Annotated in this window: 15 protein-coding genes and 3 pseudogenes; 9 read left to right on the top strand and 9 right to left on the bottom strand. The window is 53.6% G+C overall.

The features are described from left to right. Nucleotides 1-368: 368 nt before the first annotated feature. The 4 genes and pseudogenes from GQF02_RS16180 to GQF02_RS14995 all read left to right on the top strand — a co-directional run. A complete protein-coding gene (locus tag GQF02_RS16180; protein WP_160798210.1) occupies nucleotides 369-2,153 on the top strand; it encodes a GGDEF domain-containing protein in 1,785 nt (594 codons plus the stop codon). Between the two features lie 558 nt (nucleotides 2,154-2,711). After that, nucleotides 2,712-4,118: a hypothetical protein gene (locus tag GQF02_RS14985; RefSeq protein WP_160798212.1), complete on the top strand. Its 1,407-nt coding sequence runs from the start codon at nucleotides 2,712-2,714 to the stop codon at nucleotides 4,116-4,118. 41 nt (nucleotides 4,119-4,159) lie between these two features. Beyond that, a pseudogene (locus GQF02_RS14990) lies at nucleotides 4,160-4,300 on the top strand (IS3 family transposase); the annotation flags it as partial. A 281-nt stretch (nucleotides 4,301-4,581) separates the two neighbouring features. Beyond that, nucleotides 4,582-4,737: pseudogene (locus GQF02_RS14995) on the top strand (IS3 family transposase); the annotation flags it as partial. Nucleotides 4,738-4,778: 41 nt separating this feature from the next. On the opposite strand, the gene GQF02_RS15000 reads toward GQF02_RS14995, so the two are convergent. Both GQF02_RS15000 and GQF02_RS15005 read right to left on the bottom strand, forming a co-directional pair. Continuing rightward, nucleotides 4,779-7,331, bottom strand: a complete 2,553-nt coding sequence (locus GQF02_RS15000) for a DNA methyltransferase (RefSeq protein WP_160798214.1) — start codon at nucleotides 7,329-7,331, stop codon at nucleotides 4,779-4,781. Next, complete coding sequence (locus GQF02_RS15005) at nucleotides 7,328-7,567, bottom strand: hypothetical protein (RefSeq protein ID WP_160798216.1); 240 nt, start codon at nucleotides 7,565-7,567, stop codon at nucleotides 7,328-7,330. The genes GQF02_RS15000 and GQF02_RS15005 overlap by 4 nt, the downstream gene beginning before the upstream one ends. Nucleotides 7,568-7,748: 181 nt before the next feature. On the opposite strand from GQF02_RS15005, the pseudogene GQF02_RS16040 reads away from it, so the two are divergent. After that, nucleotides 7,749-8,027 (top strand): annotated as a pseudogene (locus GQF02_RS16040) (IS3 family transposase); the annotation flags it as partial. 212 nt (nucleotides 8,028-8,239) lie between these two features. On the opposite strand, the gene GQF02_RS15010 reads toward GQF02_RS16040, so the two are convergent. Then, complete coding sequence (locus GQF02_RS15010; protein WP_160798218.1) at nucleotides 8,240-8,515, bottom strand: transposase; 276 nt, start codon at nucleotides 8,513-8,515, stop codon at nucleotides 8,240-8,242. Between the two features lie 90 nt (nucleotides 8,516-8,605). Between GQF02_RS15010 and GQF02_RS15015 the strand changes: the two genes are divergently transcribed. Together GQF02_RS15015 and GQF02_RS15020 are read left to right on the top strand one after the other, a co-directional pair. Beyond that, nucleotides 8,606-8,923, top strand: a complete 318-nt coding sequence (locus tag GQF02_RS15015; protein WP_220789509.1) for a helix-turn-helix domain-containing protein — start codon at nucleotides 8,606-8,608, stop codon at nucleotides 8,921-8,923. A 2-nt stretch (nucleotides 8,924-8,925) separates the two neighbouring features. Then, nucleotides 8,926-9,042 carry a DUF45 domain-containing protein gene (locus GQF02_RS15020; RefSeq protein WP_160798220.1) on the top strand — a complete coding sequence of 39 codons (117 nt, stop codon included), beginning with the start codon at nucleotides 8,926-8,928 and terminating at the stop codon, nucleotides 9,040-9,042. Nucleotides 9,043-9,161: 119 nt separating this feature from the next. Here the strand turns inward: GQF02_RS15020 and GQF02_RS15025 are convergent, their stop codons facing one another. From GQF02_RS15025 to GQF02_RS15050, 6 genes are all read right to left on the bottom strand, one after another. Further along, a complete protein-coding gene (locus GQF02_RS15025) occupies nucleotides 9,162-9,626 on the bottom strand; it encodes a hypothetical protein (protein WP_220789510.1) in 465 nt (154 codons plus the stop codon). Nucleotides 9,627-9,628: 2 nt separating this feature from the next. After that, a complete protein-coding gene (locus tag GQF02_RS15030; protein ID WP_160798222.1) occupies nucleotides 9,629-11,677 on the bottom strand; it encodes an integrase in 2,049 nt (682 codons plus the stop codon). Further along, entirely contained in the window at nucleotides 11,670-13,214 is a 1,545-nt protein-coding gene (locus GQF02_RS15035) for a site-specific integrase (RefSeq protein WP_220789511.1), read from the bottom strand. The genes GQF02_RS15030 and GQF02_RS15035 overlap by 8 nt, the downstream gene beginning before the upstream one ends. Next, nucleotides 13,207-14,484: a tyrosine-type recombinase/integrase gene (locus tag GQF02_RS15040; protein ID WP_160798224.1), complete on the bottom strand. Its 1,278-nt coding sequence runs from the start codon at nucleotides 14,482-14,484 to the stop codon at nucleotides 13,207-13,209. The genes GQF02_RS15035 and GQF02_RS15040 overlap by 8 nt, the downstream gene beginning before the upstream one ends. 131 nt (nucleotides 14,485-14,615) lie before the next feature. Continuing rightward, on the bottom strand, nucleotides 14,616-15,071 hold the full coding sequence (locus tag GQF02_RS15045) for a single-stranded DNA-binding protein (RefSeq protein WP_124736666.1): 456 nt from the start codon (nucleotides 15,069-15,071) through the stop codon (nucleotides 14,616-14,618). A 78-nt stretch (nucleotides 15,072-15,149) separates the two neighbouring features. Continuing rightward, nucleotides 15,150-16,511: an MFS transporter gene (locus GQF02_RS15050; RefSeq protein ID WP_160798226.1), complete on the bottom strand. Its 1,362-nt coding sequence runs from the start codon at nucleotides 16,509-16,511 to the stop codon at nucleotides 15,150-15,152. Nucleotides 16,512-16,630: 119 nt separating this feature from the next. Between GQF02_RS15050 and uvrA the strand changes: the two genes are divergently transcribed. Then, nucleotides 16,631-19,456 (top strand): excinuclease ABC subunit UvrA, encoded by a 2,826-nt coding sequence (gene uvrA, locus GQF02_RS15055; protein ID WP_160798228.1) that lies wholly within the window; start codon nucleotides 16,631-16,633, stop codon nucleotides 19,454-19,456. Nucleotides 19,457-19,578: 122 nt separating this feature from the next. Then, the gene (locus GQF02_RS15060; RefSeq protein ID WP_124736669.1) at nucleotides 19,579-20,016 is read left to right on the top strand and encodes a VOC family protein; all 438 of its coding nucleotides are present in this window, start codon (nucleotides 19,579-19,581) and stop codon (nucleotides 20,014-20,016) included. Nucleotides 20,017-20,036 lie beyond the last annotated feature (20 nt).

The raw sequence follows: 20,036 nt of genomic DNA on the forward strand, positions 1-20,036 counted from the left end.
AAAACCCCCGACCTTGAATCAAGGCCGGGGGTTTTTGCGTTTTAGAATAAAGAAAAAGACGGTAAATAAAACGTAAGGTAATCCCCCCGAAACAGAAGTCAGCACTTTTAACCAACTCTACTTCTCGCCATTGCTAAAAATGGGGGGATTACCCAGGCACCCTCGGATTTTTCCATGACCGGGGAGTCCCCCAGATTCGATGGAGGCTCTGCGGATCAGAATTGGATGCGGATGGACATATCCGCGCCACCGAAACGTCCATCCACTTTCAGTCGTACAAGGCTTCCTGAGCCTGAGGTGGAGCTGATTTATATTATTGTCATGTTTGCAAGGTAGATTGAACGACCATCATCTCACCGAGTATTGCCGTGATCTCGCCTGCCGCATCATCCTGCCCTGAACTTGAAGCCGTAATCGCCGGCGGCGAGTTGTCTGTTTTGTTTCAGCCGATTTTCGGCCTGGCCGCCGGCAAGCTGCTCGGCTACGAGGCGTTGGTGCGCGGCCCGCGCGGCAGCCTGCTGGAGTTACCGCTGGAGTTGTTTGCGCGTGCCGCGCATTACGGGCGGCTGGCCGAACTGGATGCGCGTTGCCGTGACGTGGTCTTTGCTGGCTTTGCCGCGCTGGAACTGGACGCCACCCTGTTCCTCAATATGACGCCGGACGGATTGATGGCGTGGAGTACGGATGCCGGTGCCTCGGTGACTTTTCTGCAGCAGTTGGGGCTGTCTCCGGCGAGCGTGGTGGTCGAGCTAACCGAGTTCAAACCGTCGACCGGTTACCAGGAGCTGAAAGCCGCGGTCGAGCGCTTGCGCGCGCATGGCTTCCGGCTGGCGCTGGACGATATGGGGGAGGGGTTTTCCAACCTGCGCCTGTGGTCCGAGCTGCGGCCGGAATACGTCAAGCTGGACAAGCATTTCGCCTACCGCCTGCAGCAGGAGCCGTTCAAGGAACAGGTGGTGCGCAGCGTGGTCGAGCTGGCACGGGCTTCGCGTGCACAACTGATCGCCGAGGGGATAGAAACCCTACAGGAAATGCGTATCCTGCAGCAGCTTGGCGTCAGTTACGGTCAGGGCTATTTGCTGGGCCGTCCGCAAAGTTCGCCGCACCGGGCACCGATTGAGGCGGCGGCGATCTTCGCGGCGAACAGCGGGCCGGCCTTGCCGGTTAACGGCCGCCTGACGGCACGCGAGTTGTGCATAGGAATACGGGCACTGGCGCCGGAGGAGCCGAATGAAACCGCCTACCAGCGTTTTGCCGCCGACCCCGATCTGTTCGCCATCCCGGTGGTCGAGCAGGGTGAGACGATCGGCATTCTGCGCCGCCACGCCCTGCTCGAGAGTTTTGCCCGGCCGTTTAACCGCGAGCTGTTCGGCAAGAAGCCGTGCGTGACCATGGCCGATCGGGAGCCTATGTGTGTCGACGCTGCGCTGGATCTTCACCAGTTGTCGGCACAAGTCGCGGTCAGCGGCCGCAATACGCTGATCGATGGCTTCGTGGTGACCGACCGCGGCCGTTATCTGGGCATGGCGACCGGCTTCGACCTGATCCGCAAGATTACCGAACTGCAGATCAACGAGGCGCGTTATGCCAACCCGCTGACAGGGCTGCCTGGCAATGTGCCGATCAGCGAGACGCTGGCGCTCAAGCTGCAGACGGTGCGTGATTTTGTCGTCGCCTACGCAGATCTGGATAACTTCAAGCCGTTCAACGACCTGTACGGTTACAGCGCTGGTGACCGTATCATTTGCCTGGTGGCGCGGCTGTTGCTCGAGGCGTCGGACGCGCGCCAGGATTTTGTCGGCCATGTCGGCGGCGACGACTTCGTGGTCGTGATGGAAAGCCCGGACTGGCATGCCAGGCTAGAGCGACTGCTGCCGCAATTCGAGCGCGAAGTGCGTCACTGCTTTGCTGAAGAGCATGTGGCGCAGGGGGGCTACGAGGTAGTGGGCAGAGGAGGGGACACGGCCTTTTTACCGCTGACTTCGCTGTCGGTCGGCGTGGTCAACTGCTATACCGGGCGTTTTGCCAGTCATGACGAGGTGGCGCAGGCCGCCGCACTGGTCAAGAAGAAGGCGAAGCAGGTGGCCGGCAGCAGCTTGGTGGTTGATCAGCCGCTACACGCGCTGCGCTCTCCTGAGGTCTGTGCCGGCTAAGACAGGGTAATTGTAGTTTGGGGTAAAACTTTACAAAAATTTTGTAACAAGAATAAAAAAAACCCTGTGTAAACAGGGTCTTGAGTAAAAATTTTTACACTTAGTCTCGCAGGTACACCTCAGAACGGTTGTGTGTACTAATAGTGTAAACTTCGTTATAAGTCTTTGATTTTTATTTGTTTTTTCAAAAATGTAGTGAATTTTGTAAAGAATAATGAGTTTTGCTGCCTATTTCTTTACAAAAATAGCTTTTTGGCTTCCTTTGTACCGCAAGTGTTTGCCACTCATGCATCTGTTGAGTGAGAAGAATTGACTGAATGTATTGACCTTTGATCCATCGCGTTTCCTTGGTGGGGAAACCGCCAGCCGGTTGTTATTTTCCACATGGGGCTGACAAGCGTATCTGTCTGTGCCGGTGCCTAGCTGTAGTGGCCGGATACATACTTTAGATTTGCAGTGAGTAGCTCATTGTCCTAAGAGCTCTCCACCCGTAGAATGATTGTATTTTTCAATATACGACGTTTTCTCGTCGTTCTTCTTTGCGGGTGACCACAATATATGGCAAAACTTCCAGGTAAAACCGCTTACTCTGGTGTCCGTCGACCGATGACGAGAGAATCAGGATTTTCCTCTCATCCAGACTCAACAGGCGGAGAGTGGAAGCAGGAGCGGTCCAAAAGCCTGAATCTCAATGCTGGAGAATCATTGGAGATTATTTTTACCATTCCGAAGCATATTGAGGGTACATGGATAGCTTTTGGGGGCTGGTACTGCGCCGACAAGGGGCTAGTCATTAATATACACTCTCCCTATCCTAAAAACACACTATCGGAACCAGCATCACCGAATTGGTCAAAATTTGGGAGCATGTGGCAAGGCAATGGAGCCGCATCGACTGTCACAGTCACCATGACTGCGACCAAAGACATAAGTATTTCGCTTTGGAATTTGGCTTGTGGTCTAGTTGAACAGCCCGGTTGTCATACGGCAGGAAAATTCGAAGTATGCACTGCGCCCAGTTATCTAATTAATTTGCACTTATTGTCGCCAGAGGCACACTTTTGGACTACCAAGGGCGAAACAGAAGTCGCTCTGCTTGACTCAGCCGAATCAATTGATTTGAATGATGCTGGCGCATATATCAGATTGAAGACATGTAATCGCTGCGCCAGATTCTTGCCAATAAATGTTGATGATGAGAGGGTTCAACTCAGTTTTTCAAATCACTGCGTAGCACGCAGGCCATGTGTGCATACGGGATTTGGAAAGCTAAGGCATACAGAGACACAAGAAATTCTACAGTTGGAGTACGGCTACCAACTTGAGTGCCGTTTCTGCAAAAAGTATTGCGTGAATGCTGCTCATAATAAAAATAGAACTGGTGCGCAGATGAAGGAGGACGGGGCACGACGTAGACATTTCGAGCTATTGGTTACTGAACTCTATCAAATGAGTCGCCAGATGGCGTTTAAGCACAAAACCGGCGTTGAGCTATCGGATTACGTTTGGAAGAAATTTGGGTGCAAGTGCTTCAATTGCAAGACAGATCTTCCGACTGTCAAATCAATGGCACTAGATCATACAAGGCCGTTGGCATTGTTGTGGCCTCTCGATGAGACCGCTACGGCCTTATGCGGTTCATGCAATAGCTCAAAGAGTGACCGATTCCCAAGTGATTTTTACACAGCAGCTCAATTGATTGAACTTGGCGGCTTGACCGGAATTCCCGGTAACGAGCTTGCGAATCCGACACCAAATATGGAGGTAATAAACGAACTGATCGGGCGACTAGATTGGCTCTTTGGAACTTTTCTTATGAAGCCTGAAATGATAAGAGTGCGTGATGGAAAGATTACTGGTGAGTTGGTGGTCAAAGCGCTCCAGAAGGCTTTTAATGCTGCTCCTGGAGGCTCGCCAGTTAATTTGATTGATGAATACGAGTCGCGCCGACAATCCGAGGCTTGACGGCATCCGGCGGACTGGCTGCTGCGCTCGCAGCACGACCATCGATCCATTATACCGGGCGACTGGCCGAAGCCGGCATCGAACCTTCAGTCGGCAGTACCGGAGACAGCTACGACAATGCGTTGGCGGAAACCATCAATGGCCTGTACAAGGCGGAAGTCATCCATGGTCGGGGACCATGGTAACGCTGGCAGTACGCAGCGATGCTCAAGCCACTCTGTTGCCAGGCCTCGAGATGGGCGTATGCGGTAGCGCGGCGCTGGATGCGGGCGTTCATGTCATCCTCGGTCAGGGAAAAATCCGAGGATGCCCGTTTCTATCGTGGGATTACAGATGGAGCGGCTGAACGCTTACTCCGGATCGTGAAATCGCCCCGGATCAAGCTCAGGAATTACTGGCAGCGTAACCGTAAAATCATCTCAACTACTTTGACAAGCACCGAGGTGGAGCGACTGGCCCCTTACCATGGAAGAACATGGAGTCAGTAGAGTTGGCGACGCTGGAATGGGTTTCGTGGTTCAATCATCACCGTTTGCTGGCGTCGCTCGGTTACATTCCACCAGCGGAGGCGGAAGCAAACTACTATCGCAGTCTGAGCGAGCAGGCCGTTCTGGCCTGACTCACACAAAATGGCCTCCGCGAAATCCAGTACGGTTCAGTCTATGGTTTTTGCAGGATGAGATATTGATGGCCTGTCGTGGTTCCCTTGTCCCGAATTCCATGACTCTCGCAGTGTCCAACAGACTCGGTTGCGATGTCTACCACCCGGAAAAGTCCATCCACTCGCTGGGCGAGCTCCATAGCCATGTCGCACTTGTGACTTAGCCCAAGATGTAGCACTGCAAGCCCCCCTGGTCGCAGCCGCCTGTTAAACTGTTCAAATATGCCTCGATAGACATCGAAGGATTTTTTCTGCAGTGACTCCACAAACGTATTTGCGCGATTGTCATAGTCGCTTCTCGCCCATCCGCAGAACCAGAAACGCATCCAGTTTGTTATGTAAAAGCGAGTTGAGTCAAAGAAGGGTGGCGATGTAATGATGGCGTCGAGTTCTCTAAGTTCTGCGGGCCATTCGGAACAAATATCTCCCTGAAAGCAGCGTCCGGTTGGCAGATCGGCAGTTAGCTGAGAGCGCAAACTTTTCTCCACTTTGGCGCTCAGTTTTTCAACCACAGATTTCTTTACGTAATCTCCGGTTGGTGCATAGGGAGTTATTGGGTGACTGTTTCGACTGAGTGCATATGGTCGGTTGCCATGCAGAACATGGAGCATGCAAGCCATTACCAGATGCCACTCGGGCGAGTCAGTCTGGCTCGCTGCGAAGAATTCGCGTGCGACCAGTATCTCTTGATACGTGTCTGGATGAAAATATTCGACAAGTGGACCATTAAACCTAATTTCCTCTGCTTGTCGAATAGAGTCGCTACTTGGCTTTTTGTTTGTGATCCATGAGGCCAGGTTCTCGATGAGATCGTTAACTTTTTGTGGATCGGCACGCATTAGCTTTGCATTTGATACTGCAGTGCCCAGCAAACTAATTTCCAAGCCATACCCCTCACGTCCCATCAAACATGCTTCAAAGGGAATGGTTCCAGACCCACTAAATGGGTCCAACACCTTATCGCCCTTCCTGCTGAATGTTTCAATGAGATGATGAGCCAAGGCAGGTTTCATCTTGGCTTGATAAGAGCAAACAGAGTGCAACGGGCTACCCCAGTTGCGTTTCGAGTATGGTTCCTTTTGGTGGGGAAGCATACTTTTGAAACTTTCCCATCGCGATTGAAAGGTATCCTCACTCACCGCCTTCGACCGCTGCAATGACTCATGCGGAGGTTCGATCTCAATGGTCTTCCTTGTTCTAAAGACAATTAGAGATTGAGACAGGACACTTCGATCCTTTGATATTCTGTTTCTTAGGTGCACCGTTTCAACGTGTTCGAGGCCAATGTCTAGACCCAATGCCTCCAGAATTTCGTGGGTTGGTACATGTACTCCGCCGTATCGGCTATCACCGATGTCTATGCAAATAGCTGATCCGGGTTGGCAATTGACCATTAGTCCTTCAAGGACAAGTCGCATGTCTTCGAAGTACCCCGCCACCATTCTTGGTATTCTCTGGTCATAGGCATTTTCAGAGAGTGTGTCCACCAATTTTCGAATCGAGCCGTGAACAATTTTCCGGCCCTGTGCCGCTCCGACGTCATTGATCCCAGATGTAATCGCGGCATCCCTGAACGACCTAAGTGTCGTGCCATTTGAAAGAAATCTGCCAAACCACAGTTCAAGTTTTGTATTACGAAAGTAGTTTGTACCATTTAGATATGGTGGCGATGTAATAACGCCGTCGGCCTTATATGACGGAGCCGAGATTAAGTCTCGGGCGTTAGGAGTAATTAAGTCGACGGATGCATTGAAGCCGTCAGCGGTGAGACAGTCCTTAGAAATTAGGCGCAAATGTTTTGAAACCTCATCTACAAGTGCCGGAACTCCTTTCTGAAGTTCCTTTTCAGTTTTGTAGCGAACATCGCCAGATCGCTTCAGCCTTGAGCAAATCACCAGCTTAGCCATTACTGCTACCGTAAACAGATCTCCAAGCAATTGATCTTCTCTTGCGATTTGATCATTGATGGTCCTGAGTGCGAGAACTTGATCCATTCCCGCATCGTCGAAAAACTTGCTACCAGCGAAGTTGAATTGATAATCTTGTTGAAGTTTTTTATCCAAATTTACTGCTTTTGTGCGTAGCGGTAGTTCAGCTGCAAGGGCGTCAAGCTTGTCCGACAGTTCTTTTCGTCGGGTCACGTCAGCAGAGCCAACGGCCATCTTTGCCTCGACTACAAGTCTCATTGCTGGGTTGACTTCGCAGTAACCGCAATCTACGCCCAACGCGGCCAGAGCAACAGGAGTTGTCCCGGTGCCAGCAAATGGTTCGATGACTTTTTTTGCGTTCGGCATGTACTTCGCCAAAACAAACTTAACGAACTCAGAGGAGAACCCCTCCAGATAGGGGTACCAATCATGAAACGGTTCGCCTCGTCCGCCTTTATGGGTTACTTGCGCAGCGGCTATGGTTTCAAGTCCATCCAAACTAAGTTGCATTTGAATTGATTGTTTTTGCCTTGTTGCTTTTGGTCCGGTTCTCGCAATCGCACCAGCGCCAGCCGCAGACTCAAGACCAACGTTCGGCATTTCATTGCTCGCAAACTGAGTCATGCTTGCACCCCAGCTGAAGTTGGAGTTGTTTGCTCTGTCGTAGTATCGAGCGCTGACTTTGAGTCATCTTTTGAGAACGTAAGCGGGAATTGGCTGCTTGCAGTCATGTAATGCTCGACATTTCTCAAAAACCAATCTTTTAAAGTTAATCCATCCCGGGCCAGTGCAGCGTAAAGTTGCCGTTTGGATTCAGGTTCGATCTCAATGACGATGCGACCGCTGGTGCCGATGCTCATGGTAGAGTCCGTGATAATGTAATGTCACTTATGTTACATTACATCTGAAGGCAAAGAAAGCCAAGGTCGACTTGAGAGGTACTTTTACATGTTGGTTGTTGCGTGTAGCTATGGTGTCAATCAGCGTCGAATTTTGACGGGGGGGGGCGGATAAAAACTTGGACTACCTTGGAGGTAGTCCATGTACTCATACGAAGACCGCATCCGGGCGGTTGAGCTTTACATCCGACTTGGAAAGCGTACTACGGCGACCATTTCTCAGTTGGGTTACCCAACGAAAAATGCGCTCAAGAATTGGTATCGAGAATACGAGCAATGTGCCGACTTGCCGGCGAGCTATGTTCGCCTAGAGTCAAAATATTCAGCCGAGCAGAAGATCGTAGCTGTCGAGCACTACCTGAACCATGGCCGCTGCATTGCCGCAACCATAACAGCGCTGGGGTATCCAGAGCGTAGGCTGGCTGGCAATCAGCAGTCCAGGCACCTTGCCGACGCGCCTGCTTCGCTTGCGCGAGCGGCTAGGAGATGTGCTGCTACCAAAACAACGGCGGGGGCGTGAATGCCCCCGCGTTGTGAAAAAGCTGCCGTCCCGCTACCCAATCAAACAAGTTCGATCCGCTAAGTGAACGGCATTAGCGATTAGCTGCCGCCTGTGGGGTTGCATAGAAGTTGTTACCGGTAACCAAAGTACAACTTCGCCGCCTCTCGCAGCACCGCGTTTTCCTGCTCCAGCCGCTGGATGCGGACGTTGGAGTCTGCTGATTCTGGGTTAGCTGGAGCCATGGCGAGCGCTGCCCGTTTGCGGAATGCCTCCAGGCCGATGTGCTTCCAGCCATACACGGTGGAAGGGTGGATGCTGAATTTGTGTGCAACCTGCGTCACGCTGCCTACCTTTTCTAGGTGTTGCAATACTTCGATCTTCAAGTGGTCCGGATAGTGGTGTTTCATTGGATCTTGCAAACTAAGAAAACCTTAGTATACCTTACGGGGCGGAGCTAAGAAAATCTTAGGCATGAGAATCCTGTCCTTACTGCCTTCATGTCTTTGACCAGCCCGTTTCCCCTGCGCCTGAAACAGGCGCGAACCCGCAAGGGTCTGACCCAGCAGCAGCTTGGCGTGTTGCTGGGGCTGGATCCTAACAATGCGAGCGCACGTATGAACCAGTATGAACGTGGCAAACACGCGCCCGACTTTACGACGCTCAAACGTATAGCCGAACTATTGAACGTGCCGGTGGCCTGGTTTTACTGCGAGGACGATCTGGAGGCTTCCATCGTCGACGCTGCCCATCAGCTGACGGCCGAGCAGAAGAAGGCGCTGTTGGCTTTTATCGAAAAGCTGAAGAATCAACCGTAAGTATGGAACGCCACCATAACGACCGCTTTACCGCGCTACTGGATCAGCATCTGCCGAACTGGCGCTCGTTGCAGCAGTTGCTGAATCAGAGCGTGCTGGGGTATGAGCGGTGGTGGTGAGGCCTGCGTAGTGTAATTGTCTGGTTCCGTGCTCGGGTGTCTGGGTTTTTGTTTCGGGATGGCCTTATTTTCACGATTCGCGTCGATTCAGACAGAAGCCGTCAGCTAGTGCTTGCTAGTTATTTTCTTCTTGACTTCGGAAATATTGTCTGTCCTCTATTTACGATGGGGAGTGGTTGGCTCAAAAATTCTTTGTCTAGTCCACGTGTGTGCGCGTTGTAAGCCCACACGACAAACTGTTCCAGTAACCGCTGGTTTTCGGCCTCTAATCGCTTGTTTTCCGCCTCTAGGCGGTCGATGCGTACCATTGCATCTGCTAGTGGTCCTGATCTAGGCGGAGCAGCCGCTTCCTTTTTGTTGCCGAGAGTATCCTTGCGGAGTGTATAGGCTGTGCGGATACGTTCATGTTTATGCAAGGCCTGTCTTGTGTATCTGCAATGCAGTCTTGTTACAATGGCGTCGATCAACGCGTCCCAAGTCAGTTTTCCTTTCCATCCATCCAGCAGCCTGACAATCTGTTCAATTGCATCGTCGGTCAGGTTCTTGCCTCTGTAGGTCACGGGTTTTTTTTTCTGTGTTTTCAAGATTATTCCCCGAGCAAGGCCTTGATATTGTCTGGTAGACGGGGCTTCTCATCTTCCGTCTTTAACCGACCTCTCTCGGTTAGTTGATCCAGCCGAGATGGCATTGCTGGCGTAGCCAGTTGAATGCATGCCCCATTTGGTACTGCCGGGTTGTCTATGATCGAACACAGCTGAGTCAATCGCTCAACGGTGGATCGATGGTGGTCAAGCCACCTGTCGCTGCCTGAGTAGCCTTCACCTGTCGCAGCTTGTGCCTTTTCCATTAAGCCTTTGGCTTCACTGAGTCGATTTCGCAGTAAGGCTTCTTTTTGGGATTCTCCCTTTACACAAACCAAATCCTGACAATGGATGCAATCCATGTGTAGTTGGCAGGGTGATGCCGTGTAGTCATGTACGCAGTAGCCAAGGTCGGTGGTATGTGCAGTTGGCACGACCAGTCTAGCGAACTCATCCCGGCGGATCAGTACTTTTTTCGGAAGCTCGGCCAATGGACCGAACATCTGATCACCACCGACTGCATCCCTGATTTTCTGGAGCATTTGCCCTGAAGTGACGTGGTCGTATGCCTCATTTTGCTTGATATCCCTGCGCCCAGACCACTTTGCTATGTCCAACTGGCTCAGGCCGCCGGCTTGCGCTAGCGTGTTCAGGTAGTGACGGAACTGGTGGCTGGTAACGGCAATAGGGCTACCATCAGGTTCGGTGAAGCCAAGACGAGTGAAAATCGACTCGAAACCATGCGCTGTACGACTCCCCAGCCCTGTATTGATTTGACCAAGGCCAATAGGCTCGATCACGCATCGGTATGTGCCGCGCTGTGCTCCAAGCTCGTTTCGCCGCACGACGAACAGTGCCTTACTGTACTTCAGGCCTGTGTCTTTATCTAAGATGGGGAACTCACTGGGCAGCATCGCCAGTACAGCGGCCTCTACATCCGAAAACCGCGCGAAGACGAGTTTTCCCTGGCCTTCATGTTGCGTAGTTTTGATAGTGTTCGCTTTGCACCAAGTGCTCGCAGCGCTCCTTCCAGAAAAACCTACGATCTCGGAGATATCATCCAATGACAGCCATTTTTGGCCCCGTAGGTGTGTGACTTCAGGAGCCAAGTAGATCTGCCTCGGATTCTGCTCATACCAATGAGAGATACGACGAGCCTCCTCGGTTATGGATCGTATTTTTTGAAGCGCATCTTCGACGACCGAGGACATCGAAGGTACCACCCACTTGACCATTGGAGCTGCACCCTTGGCGGGCCACCAGCGCAAACCGTATGCGTCTTCCTTGCCTTTTCTTGGTTCGCGAACCTCGCATGACTCTGGGAGCATTAGAAGCTCACTGATGCGGTCGGGGGCAGAGAGTAGGATCGCAGCAACTGAAGCCGTAATCACATCCGTAGGCTCGGAAGCAAGCTGAAATACCCGTGGCAAAGCATCGAGTGCTGTTAGGGATGGCATCTTTTCAGCGCGTCGTTCATCAAACGCCTTACCTACTCGCACGGCACTATTGGGACGTTTGATCGGGTTGTGCCAACGCACGGGGATCGAGGTCAGCCGGTTTTCGACCAAGAATTCCGCTGCCAGCTCAATCTGTCCACCCACTCTGTATGCGGTGCCCTCGCCAAATCTGTCAGTGACAATCTGCGCAGCGCGGTTGAGAACGCGGGAATCGATCTTCACAGGGTCAGGGGTGATACCAGCTTCTAGCAGAGCTGCCTCGATGGCCCGTAGTGCCGCCATCCTTTGGTGAATTGCCTTGGTCGGTCGCATCCCATGCATGTATCGGACGTATGCCTTTGCAAAAGAGAGGAAGGGTTCACGCATCATCTCCGGTTCTGTTTCATCGATAGTGGCAGCATTGGAGAATTTGATGCGCTCCCGTTTCCCTCCTTTTCCCTTGGTCTTTACTGACTCGGTAACGTCCCATACGTTATCTTGAAACGGGAGTTCCGACCCGAAGACGGTAAGCTTGTTACTGCACATATCGACAAAACCTTTCAGGTTTGCCGCAGCATCAAGCTCGGATTTTGGCGTAAATAGGATAATTTCAGCCATTGATTGTTTCCCCTTGCCGGATTTTGCACTGCCTCACCACCTCAGCGACGGCGAAAATGGTGCGGTCGTTTATTGAGGCGATGCGCAGATCGGTTTGCGCGGCAAGCCGATCTCGCTCACTGATCAAGTGCGCGAGAACTTCCTCGTGAGGGCCATCCAGCCACGGCTGGAAATTCACGCAGGTGTAGCAAGTAATGGGTGCCAAAAATCCACAAAAGCCATGTTTCCCGCAGTTTCCCATCGGCTTCATCGTTGGGTCGAACCTTGGGTCGCACACCCTGCTGGATGGATCTCCTGCGCGCGCGGCCTGGGATTCATTGTCAATGATTAATCCGGCAAAAGCCTGCGCCATCGGTGCCAGGTGCATGGCCATTGCTCTGTCGATTCTCTCCACGATTTCCGGCCGAGCCTCGATGTAAATACCAACGTTCTGGGTATCCGTATGGTCAAGCAATTCGGCAATGATCAACTCGCCATGCCCCTCCATCGCAGCTCTTGTGGCCACAGTGCGGCGAAAACGTGTGGTTGTGATGTGCAGCGGTTTTCCGGTTCGCTCTGACATCACACTCAGGCTCCCAAGAGCACTCTTTAGCGCCAGTGAAAGTGCTTGTGCTGTACGGTGATGTTCAAATCCTCCAGGTTCGCCACCCTGCCGTTGTTTTGCAGGGAATAATGGTGCATCTAGCGGGTCCGGTAGGAGTCCTTGAAATGCTGCCCGAACCTCGTTGGAATGCTCTATCAGAAGTTCGCCGATTTGGGGAATTAACACGCGATCTCTGAGTTCAGCACGCGAGAGTTGGTTGCGCTGCTTAGCGCGTGGGACGCGAAGCGTATATACAGGAGTTCCATCTTTCGCACGCTCAATACTAACGTCTCGCACTTTCAACGCAGCGTACTGCACAGAACGCTGCCCGAGCAGTATGAACAGATAGGCAAGCAGGTACCCCTCTCTACTTATTGCGCTATTGGCATAAGCCTTATCGAGCGATGCATGAAGGGATTCCAGTTCCATGTCGGTGAATGGACCGTGGATCGGGTCATGCGTAAGTACGGCCTCACCTTTGGGGTTGCCTTGAGTGCGGAGCTGTTTTAATAGTGCAATTGCGTCAGAAGTTATCCCCGGATATCCGAGGTTGTTCCATTGTTGCAATAACCCAGAAAGACTGCCTAAATACCAGGACGTTGCATTGGTAAGTGTGCTCTTGTAATTGATTAGATCAGTACTGGATATTTCCTTAAATGGGCTACTCCGCTCGATGTTTGCGGATTTTATAAAGTGAGTCAGGCGCTCATGCATATTCTTCAGGTGCGATGCAGACCTGTGCTCCGCATACCAGAGCAAGGCTAGCTTTACTGAAGTTACGAAAGTTTCAGTAGTTGGCCACGAGGAAAAATCCAGATTGATGGTGGTTGTTTCGTCACGGTATGCCCACCTATCCGCGTGCGGATCAAACTCGACGCCGGATCGTGTACGTGCCAGTTCAGGTAATGTGGGGGCACTTCTTAAATGTTCGATGGCGGTCAGAGGCTTATTCATCACCCTTCCTCCTATTCACCAATTGGTCTTGCAGATCTAGGGAAACTTCCTTGGCCTTGTTGCGAACATGACGGCGAGTATAGACAGTGGCCGTATCTGATGTAGGCGACCAGCCCATCAGGTAGCTGCGCGCTTGGCGCTCGTTTTCAGGCGTCGCTCCCTTCTCATCCATCTTTTTCGAGAACGCGTCGTTCCAGGTGTGACGCAACACGTGTCCGGAGAGTCCTTTTGGTAATGACGGGCACCGCTCGCGCAATTCCTTGAATAGTTTTCCCACCGCTGCCAAAGTCATGGGTTGACCAGTACGACTGGCGACGAACAGGAAGGCATGTTTTTTGGCCTGTGGCAATGCTCTTCGATGATTCAGGATGTAGGCTTGCGTCTGTGCAAGTAGCGTGTCGCTGATCGGGAGCACTCGTGCCCTAGTTTTGGTCTGCGGTTGATATCGACGCGGGTCAGCGGGGTCGTCGGCTCGTCTATGGATCGTTACTTCCTTGTGATAAGGCACAATATCACTGACGCGCACCCCCAATACTTCACCGATTCGCAGCCCAAGATACAAGAGCCAGTGGATAAGTAGGGCATTCCTGTAGCGTGTGTGCAGGTCTCTCCACGGATTGTCCGGTGAATGCGGATCAACAACACGCAATAGCTCTGCTACCGTTTCCTCTGAAACTCCTTCTCTCTGACCAAGTGTGTTACGGCTCGATCCATTTGGGATGCGTGCATTAATCGTCTCTGCAATGAATTTGGTCGTATCGCCCAGTTTTGATGCTACTGACGGAGCCAAGCCATGCCTGCTCAGACGTTCCATGGCTAACCATTCGATATACATCCGAATGTAGCGTAGTCGGCTAGCTGCAACATCTGGAACTACTTCCGAAAGGGGAAGGGGTTGAGCATTCATGCGAATCTTTTCTAGAGACACAATCTTCGAAGCTGCACTTTTACTCAACGAAGATAGCGTAGCTAACTCGGAGAGAGGCCGCCGGCAGAGCCGGGTCAGGTCTTCCACCTCGCCAAGTGACAGCAACTCACCGCTGGCGATGCGTCCATTAAAGTCAATGTCGCGAGTGTCGAGGAACAAGTGGAAAGCCATCACACTGCGCAGGACGATGCCAATGGTGTTGGCTGCCCGGTTTTTCCCTCGCACCTCTGTCAAGGCAAAGACGGTCGGTGCAAACATCGGCAGCCCTTCCCGATCAAGAAGAACAGGAAGACGCTCGCCCGAGCTGAGAGTAACTGTCTTGACGCGGTAGCCAGAGGGCATTGTTTACAAATTTCTAAGGTATACGATAGTGAAGATTGTAGACTCAAACGGAATAAAGTGTAAACAATAAAAAATCCCAGTAAGCGCAAGGCTTGCCGGGATCTTGTTTACAAATATAATTATAGTCGGGTCTAGAAGGGAATGTCGTCTTCCAGATCATTTACCGGTGGTTGCGGACGCGTAGGCTCCGGGCGGCGTTGTGCCGGGGCTGCTGGCGGAGCTGATGGTGCGCTTTGACGCGGAGCGCTGTAGCCTTCATCCATCATGGCACCTTCATCACGCTTACCACCTTGCAGGCTAAGCTCGTTCACGCGTACATCGGGGGACAGGCGTTTGTTGCCGTCTTTGTCCGTCCACTCACGCAGTGTCAGCTGACCGTAGACGGTGACCTGCTGGCCCTTGGCCAGAAAGCGTTGCAGAGACTCGCCACGCTTGCCCCATACTTGGCAGCTGAACCAGTTGGTTGTTTTGCGTTCGCCAAAACCGATGTCGCTGGCTACGCGAAAGCTCAGAACCGGCTCGCCGCTTCCTGTGTATTTCAGTTCGGCATCGGCTGCCAGGCGGCCGTCAAAGCTAATGCTGTTCATGTCTGTCTCCGTTCTATTCATTTGGCTGCCGGCATATTGCCGGATCAGACCTTGTCCTTAGGCTAGCTTGGTCAGCCTCTATTCGGTTGCCTGAATCAATTGCTGTACTGCTGCTTCGTCCCAGCCTTGTTGTGCAACCTTGAGGTAGGCAACGCGGTCGTCAAGCAATACCACAGCTTCGCGTACGCCAGCTTGTGCGGCAAGTTTTTGTGACAGCGCATGCGCATCTCCCTGCCAGTTGTCACCAATATGAAACATGATGGACTTGACCGGCAGTGGTGCCCGCATGCTGGCTGCTAAACCCAGCCAGCTTGCCATCAGTACGCTGGTGAGGCCGAACACGCCAGACGGACCCCAGTGTGTATAAAGCCAGCCGCCACCCGCCGCACCCACAAAGAGGCCGAAAGATTGAGCGGTATTATACACGCCTATGGCGGTGCCTTTGGCGTCGGCAGGGGCGATCTTGGAAATGATGGAGGGAAGCGTCGCCTCGAGAATATTGAAGGCAATAAAGTACAACACTAACCACAATACGATTTGCCAGAAGGTATCGAGTGCCGAGGCCATGCCCAGCTGCGCGACGGTCATGACCCCGACCGCTGCTACGAAGACCTGTTTCAGCCGGTGTTTCTTTTCCCCGTAAATGATGGCGGGGATCATCAGCAAGAAGCCCAGTATCACTACCGGCAGATAAACCTGCCAGTGGTGTGCCTTGTCGAGCTGGCCGGCTTGGGTCAGCGAAAACGGGATCACGACAAACATGGCCATCTGCGCCGCGTGCAAGGCAAAGATGCCGAAGTTGAGCCGTGCCAGTTGCGGGTCTTGCAGCACCGGAAGGAGGCGGCCGGGTTTGGCCTCGGTATCCGAGTGGAAACGCGAGACGACAGGGTCGGGGATGATCAGCCAGACGCCGGCCAAGGCCATCAGGGTCAGTATGCCAGTCAGGGCGAAAATGCCATTGACCCCTATCCAGCTGGCTAGCAAGGGGCCGAGGACCAGGCTGACGGCAAAGGTCATACCTATACTCATGCCTATCATGGCCATGGCACGGGTGCGGTGTTCTTCGCGCGTAAGGTCGGCCAATAATGCGGTAATGGCGGCAGAAATGGCACCGGCGCCCTGAATGATGCGACCTAGCGTCAACCAGACAATATCGTCGGCAGCGGCGGCAACAAAGCTGCCGATGGCAAACAGCAGCAGACCGCCGTAAATGACTTTTTTGCGTCCGATGCGATCGGACAGCATTCCGAGTGGCAGTTGCAGTAGCGCCTGGACCAGCCCGTAACTGCCCAAGGCAATGCCTATGCTGGTCGGGCTGGTGGCGCCCGGCAACTGGTGGGCGTACAGGGCAAAAACGGGGAGGACAAGAAACATGCCCAGCATGCGCAGGGCGTAGACGCCTGCCAGTCCCAGGCTTGCGCGTAATTCCAGCGGATTCATGATAGCGGTAAGGTTCCGGATTAAAGTGGCGTGCTATGGTGCCTGATGCGGCATTAGCTAGGGCCCGGCTCAATAAGTCGGGTATATTAACAGGTTACCCGATTCATTGTGAGTAAGGCATGGACTACATCCGCATCCGTGGGGCGCGCACCCATAATCTGAAGAACGTTGATCTGGATCTGCCGCGTCACAAGCTGATCGTGATTACCGGGCTGTCCGGTTCGGGCAAGAGTTCGCTGGCTTTCGATACACTGTATGCCGAAGGCCAGCGCCGCTATGTCGAGTCCCTGTCTGCTTACGCCCGCCAGTTCTTGCAGCTGATGGAAAAGCCTGATGTCGACCTGATCGAGGGCTTAAGCCCGGCGATTTCCATCGAGCAAAAAGCGACCAGCCATAATCCGCGCTCGACGGTAGGGACGGTGACCGAGATTCACGATTACTTGCGTCTTTTATATGCGCGGGTGGGGGAGCCGCACTGCCCGGATCATCATGTGCCCCTGGCTTCGCAAACGGTCAGCCAGATGGTGGATCATGTGCTGGCTTTGCCGGAAGATACACGGGTGATGATACTGGCGCCGGTGATTATCGGCCGCAAGGGCGAGAATGCCGACCTGTTTGAAGAGTTGCGTGCACAGGGCTTTGTGCGGGTGCGGGTAGATGGCGAAGTGTTCGAGCTGGATGCGGTACCCAAGCTGGAAAAAAACAAGAAGCATACGATCGAAGTGGTGATCGACCGGCTGAAAGTACGCGCGGATGCGCAACAGCGTCTGGCCGAAAGTTTTGAGACTGCCTTGCGTCATGCCGAGGGGCGGGCGATTGCGGTGGAAATGGATGCGGACAAGGAACATTGGTTCTCGGCCAAGTTTGCCTGTCCGGTGTGCTCCTACAGTCTGCCTGAGCTGGAGCCGCGGCTGTTCTCTTTCAATAACCCGATGGGTGCCTGCCCCAAGTGCGACGGCTTGGGTGAGATTACCTTTTTTGACCCCAAGCGGGTGGTTGCCCATCCCGACATCAGCCTGGCTGCCGGTGCGATCAAGGGCTGGGACAAGCGTAACCAGCTTTATTTCCAGATGCTGATGAGTCTGGCCGAGCATTACGGCTTTGCCATCGAACTGGCATTCGAAGACTTGCCCGCCAAGGTGCAGCATGTGGTGCTGTATGGCTCCGGGCATGACAATATCGCCTTTACCTACCGTTCGGAAAAAGGCACGCTGTTTAGTCGCGAGCACCCGTTCGAGGGCATTATTCCCAATCTGGAGCGGCGCTACCGCGAGACCGATTCGTCGGCGGTGCGCGAAGAGCTGGCCAAATACCAGAACAACCAGTGCTGTCCGTCCTGCCATGGCTCGCGGCTGCGTATCGAGGCGCGCAATGTCTTTGTTGGCGGCAAGGCCTTATTCGACATTAATGCACTGGCCTTGAAAGACGCGGCAGCCTTTTTTGATGGGCTGCAGGTGACCGGGCAGAAGCAGGCGGTGGCGGAAAAAATAGTCAAGGAGATCCGCGAGCGGGTGTCTTTCCTGAATAACGTCGGTCTCGACTATTTGTGTCTGGCGCGTTCGGCCGATACCCTGTCCGGCGGCGAAGCACAGCGCATCCGTCTGGCCAGCCAGATCGGCTCCGGCCTGACCGGCGTGATGTATGTGCTGGATGAGCCGTCTATCGGCCTGCATCAGCGTGATAACGACCGGCTACTTGGCACCTTGATGCGTTTGCGTGATCTGGGCAATAGCGTGATCGTGGTCGAGCATGACGAAGATGCTATCCGTGCCGCTGACTATCTGGTCGATATGGGGCCGGGTGCCGGGGAGCATGGCGGTGAAGTGCTGGTCGCCGGCACGCCGGCCGAGGTGGCTGCTTGCGAAAAGTCGGTTACCGGCGCTTTCCTGTCCGGCCGTCGCCGTATTCAGGCGGCAGAAGGCCATCGGCCTCTGGATCCGGAACGCATGCTGCAACTGGTCGGCGCCAGCGGTAACAATCTTAAGGATGCTACGCTGGATCTGCCGTTGGGGCTCTTGGTCTGCATCACCGGCGTCTCGGGTTCGGGCAAGAGTACCCTGATTAACGACACCCTGTACAAGATCGCCGCGCGCGACCTGAACCGCGCCTCGGAAGAGCCATCGCCTTATCGCGAGATCAAGGGGCTGGCGCTGCTGGACAAGGTGATCAATGTCGACCAGAGCCCGATTGGGCGCACGCCGCGCTCCAATCCGGCGACCTATACCGGCCTGTTTACCCCGATACGCGAACTGTTTTCCGGAGTGCCGGTGTCGCGTGAACGCGGTTATGGCCCGGGACGCTTCAGTTTCAACGTCAAGGGCGGGCGTTGCGAGGCATGCCAGGGTGACGGCATGATCAAGGTCGAGATGCATTTCCTGCCGGACATTTATGTGCCGTGTGATGTCTGCCACGGCAAGCGCTATAACCGCGAGACGCTCGAAGTCTTGTACAAGGGCAAGAATATCCACGAAGTGCTGGGCATGACGGTCGAGCAGGCGCAGGGCTTCTTTGCCGCCGTGCCTACCGTGGCGCGCAAGCTGCAGATGCTGATGGATGTGGGTTTGGGTTATATCCGTTTAGGGCAGTCGGCGACGACCTTGTCCGGTGGCGAGGCACAAAGGGTGAAGCTGGGGCTGGAGTTGTCCAAACGCGATACCGGTCGCACCTTGTATATTCTGGACGAGCCCACCACAGGCCTGCACTTTCACGATATCGACCTCTTGCTCAAGGTTTTGCAGCGGCTGCGTGAAAACGGCAATACGGTCGTGGTGATCGAGCACAATCTGGATGTAATCAAGACGGCAGACTGGATTATCGATCTCGGGCCTGAGGGCGGTGCCGGGGGCGGTACCATTATTGCGCAGGGGACACCGGAGCAGGTGGCGGCTAATCCGGTCAGCCATACCGGGCGGTATCTGGCAGCCATGCAGCAAAACAAAAGCTGAGCCTGCGTGGCTGAAAAAAGACGCTAGAATAAATTCTAGGTAAATGGAATGGCCGACGGTATGCTTAAGTGACAGCGAGTCGGGCTTAGACCCGAGGCCTTATCCAATCAAAAGGGGATGACATGCTTAACCTGGGCAAAATTGACCATATTCATGTGCGGGTCGATGATATGGCACGCGCGCTGACCTGGTATCAGCGTGTGTTGGGCCTGGGGCCGGATACGCGGATACGCAAGGCCAATGGCAGCACCATGCTGGCCAATAACTCGGGTTCTATACGTCTGGCACTTACGCTGCAAAGTGCCCCGGCTTGCGCGCCAGGCTCGGTGTCTTTTGTGGTGGGCGGGCAGGAATTTTTGGAGTGGCTGGACCAGCTAGCCGGCGAGCGGGTTAAGGATAGGGCGGGTGAGACGGTGGCACGCGACTCGGTCGAGGATCATGCCAGCTATTTGTCGGTGGCCTTTGTCGATCCTTTCGGCAACCCGTATGAAATCATCAGCTATGACTACACCTGGCTTGCCGGCAAGCTCAAACTGGCCAGCCGCAGCATCGCGGGATGATAAATAAGGCAGATTCAAAT

This window comes from Craterilacuibacter sinensis, from assembly GCF_009831765.1.
Lineage (GTDB): Bacteria > Pseudomonadota > Gammaproteobacteria > Burkholderiales > Chromobacteriaceae > Craterilacuibacter > Craterilacuibacter sinensis.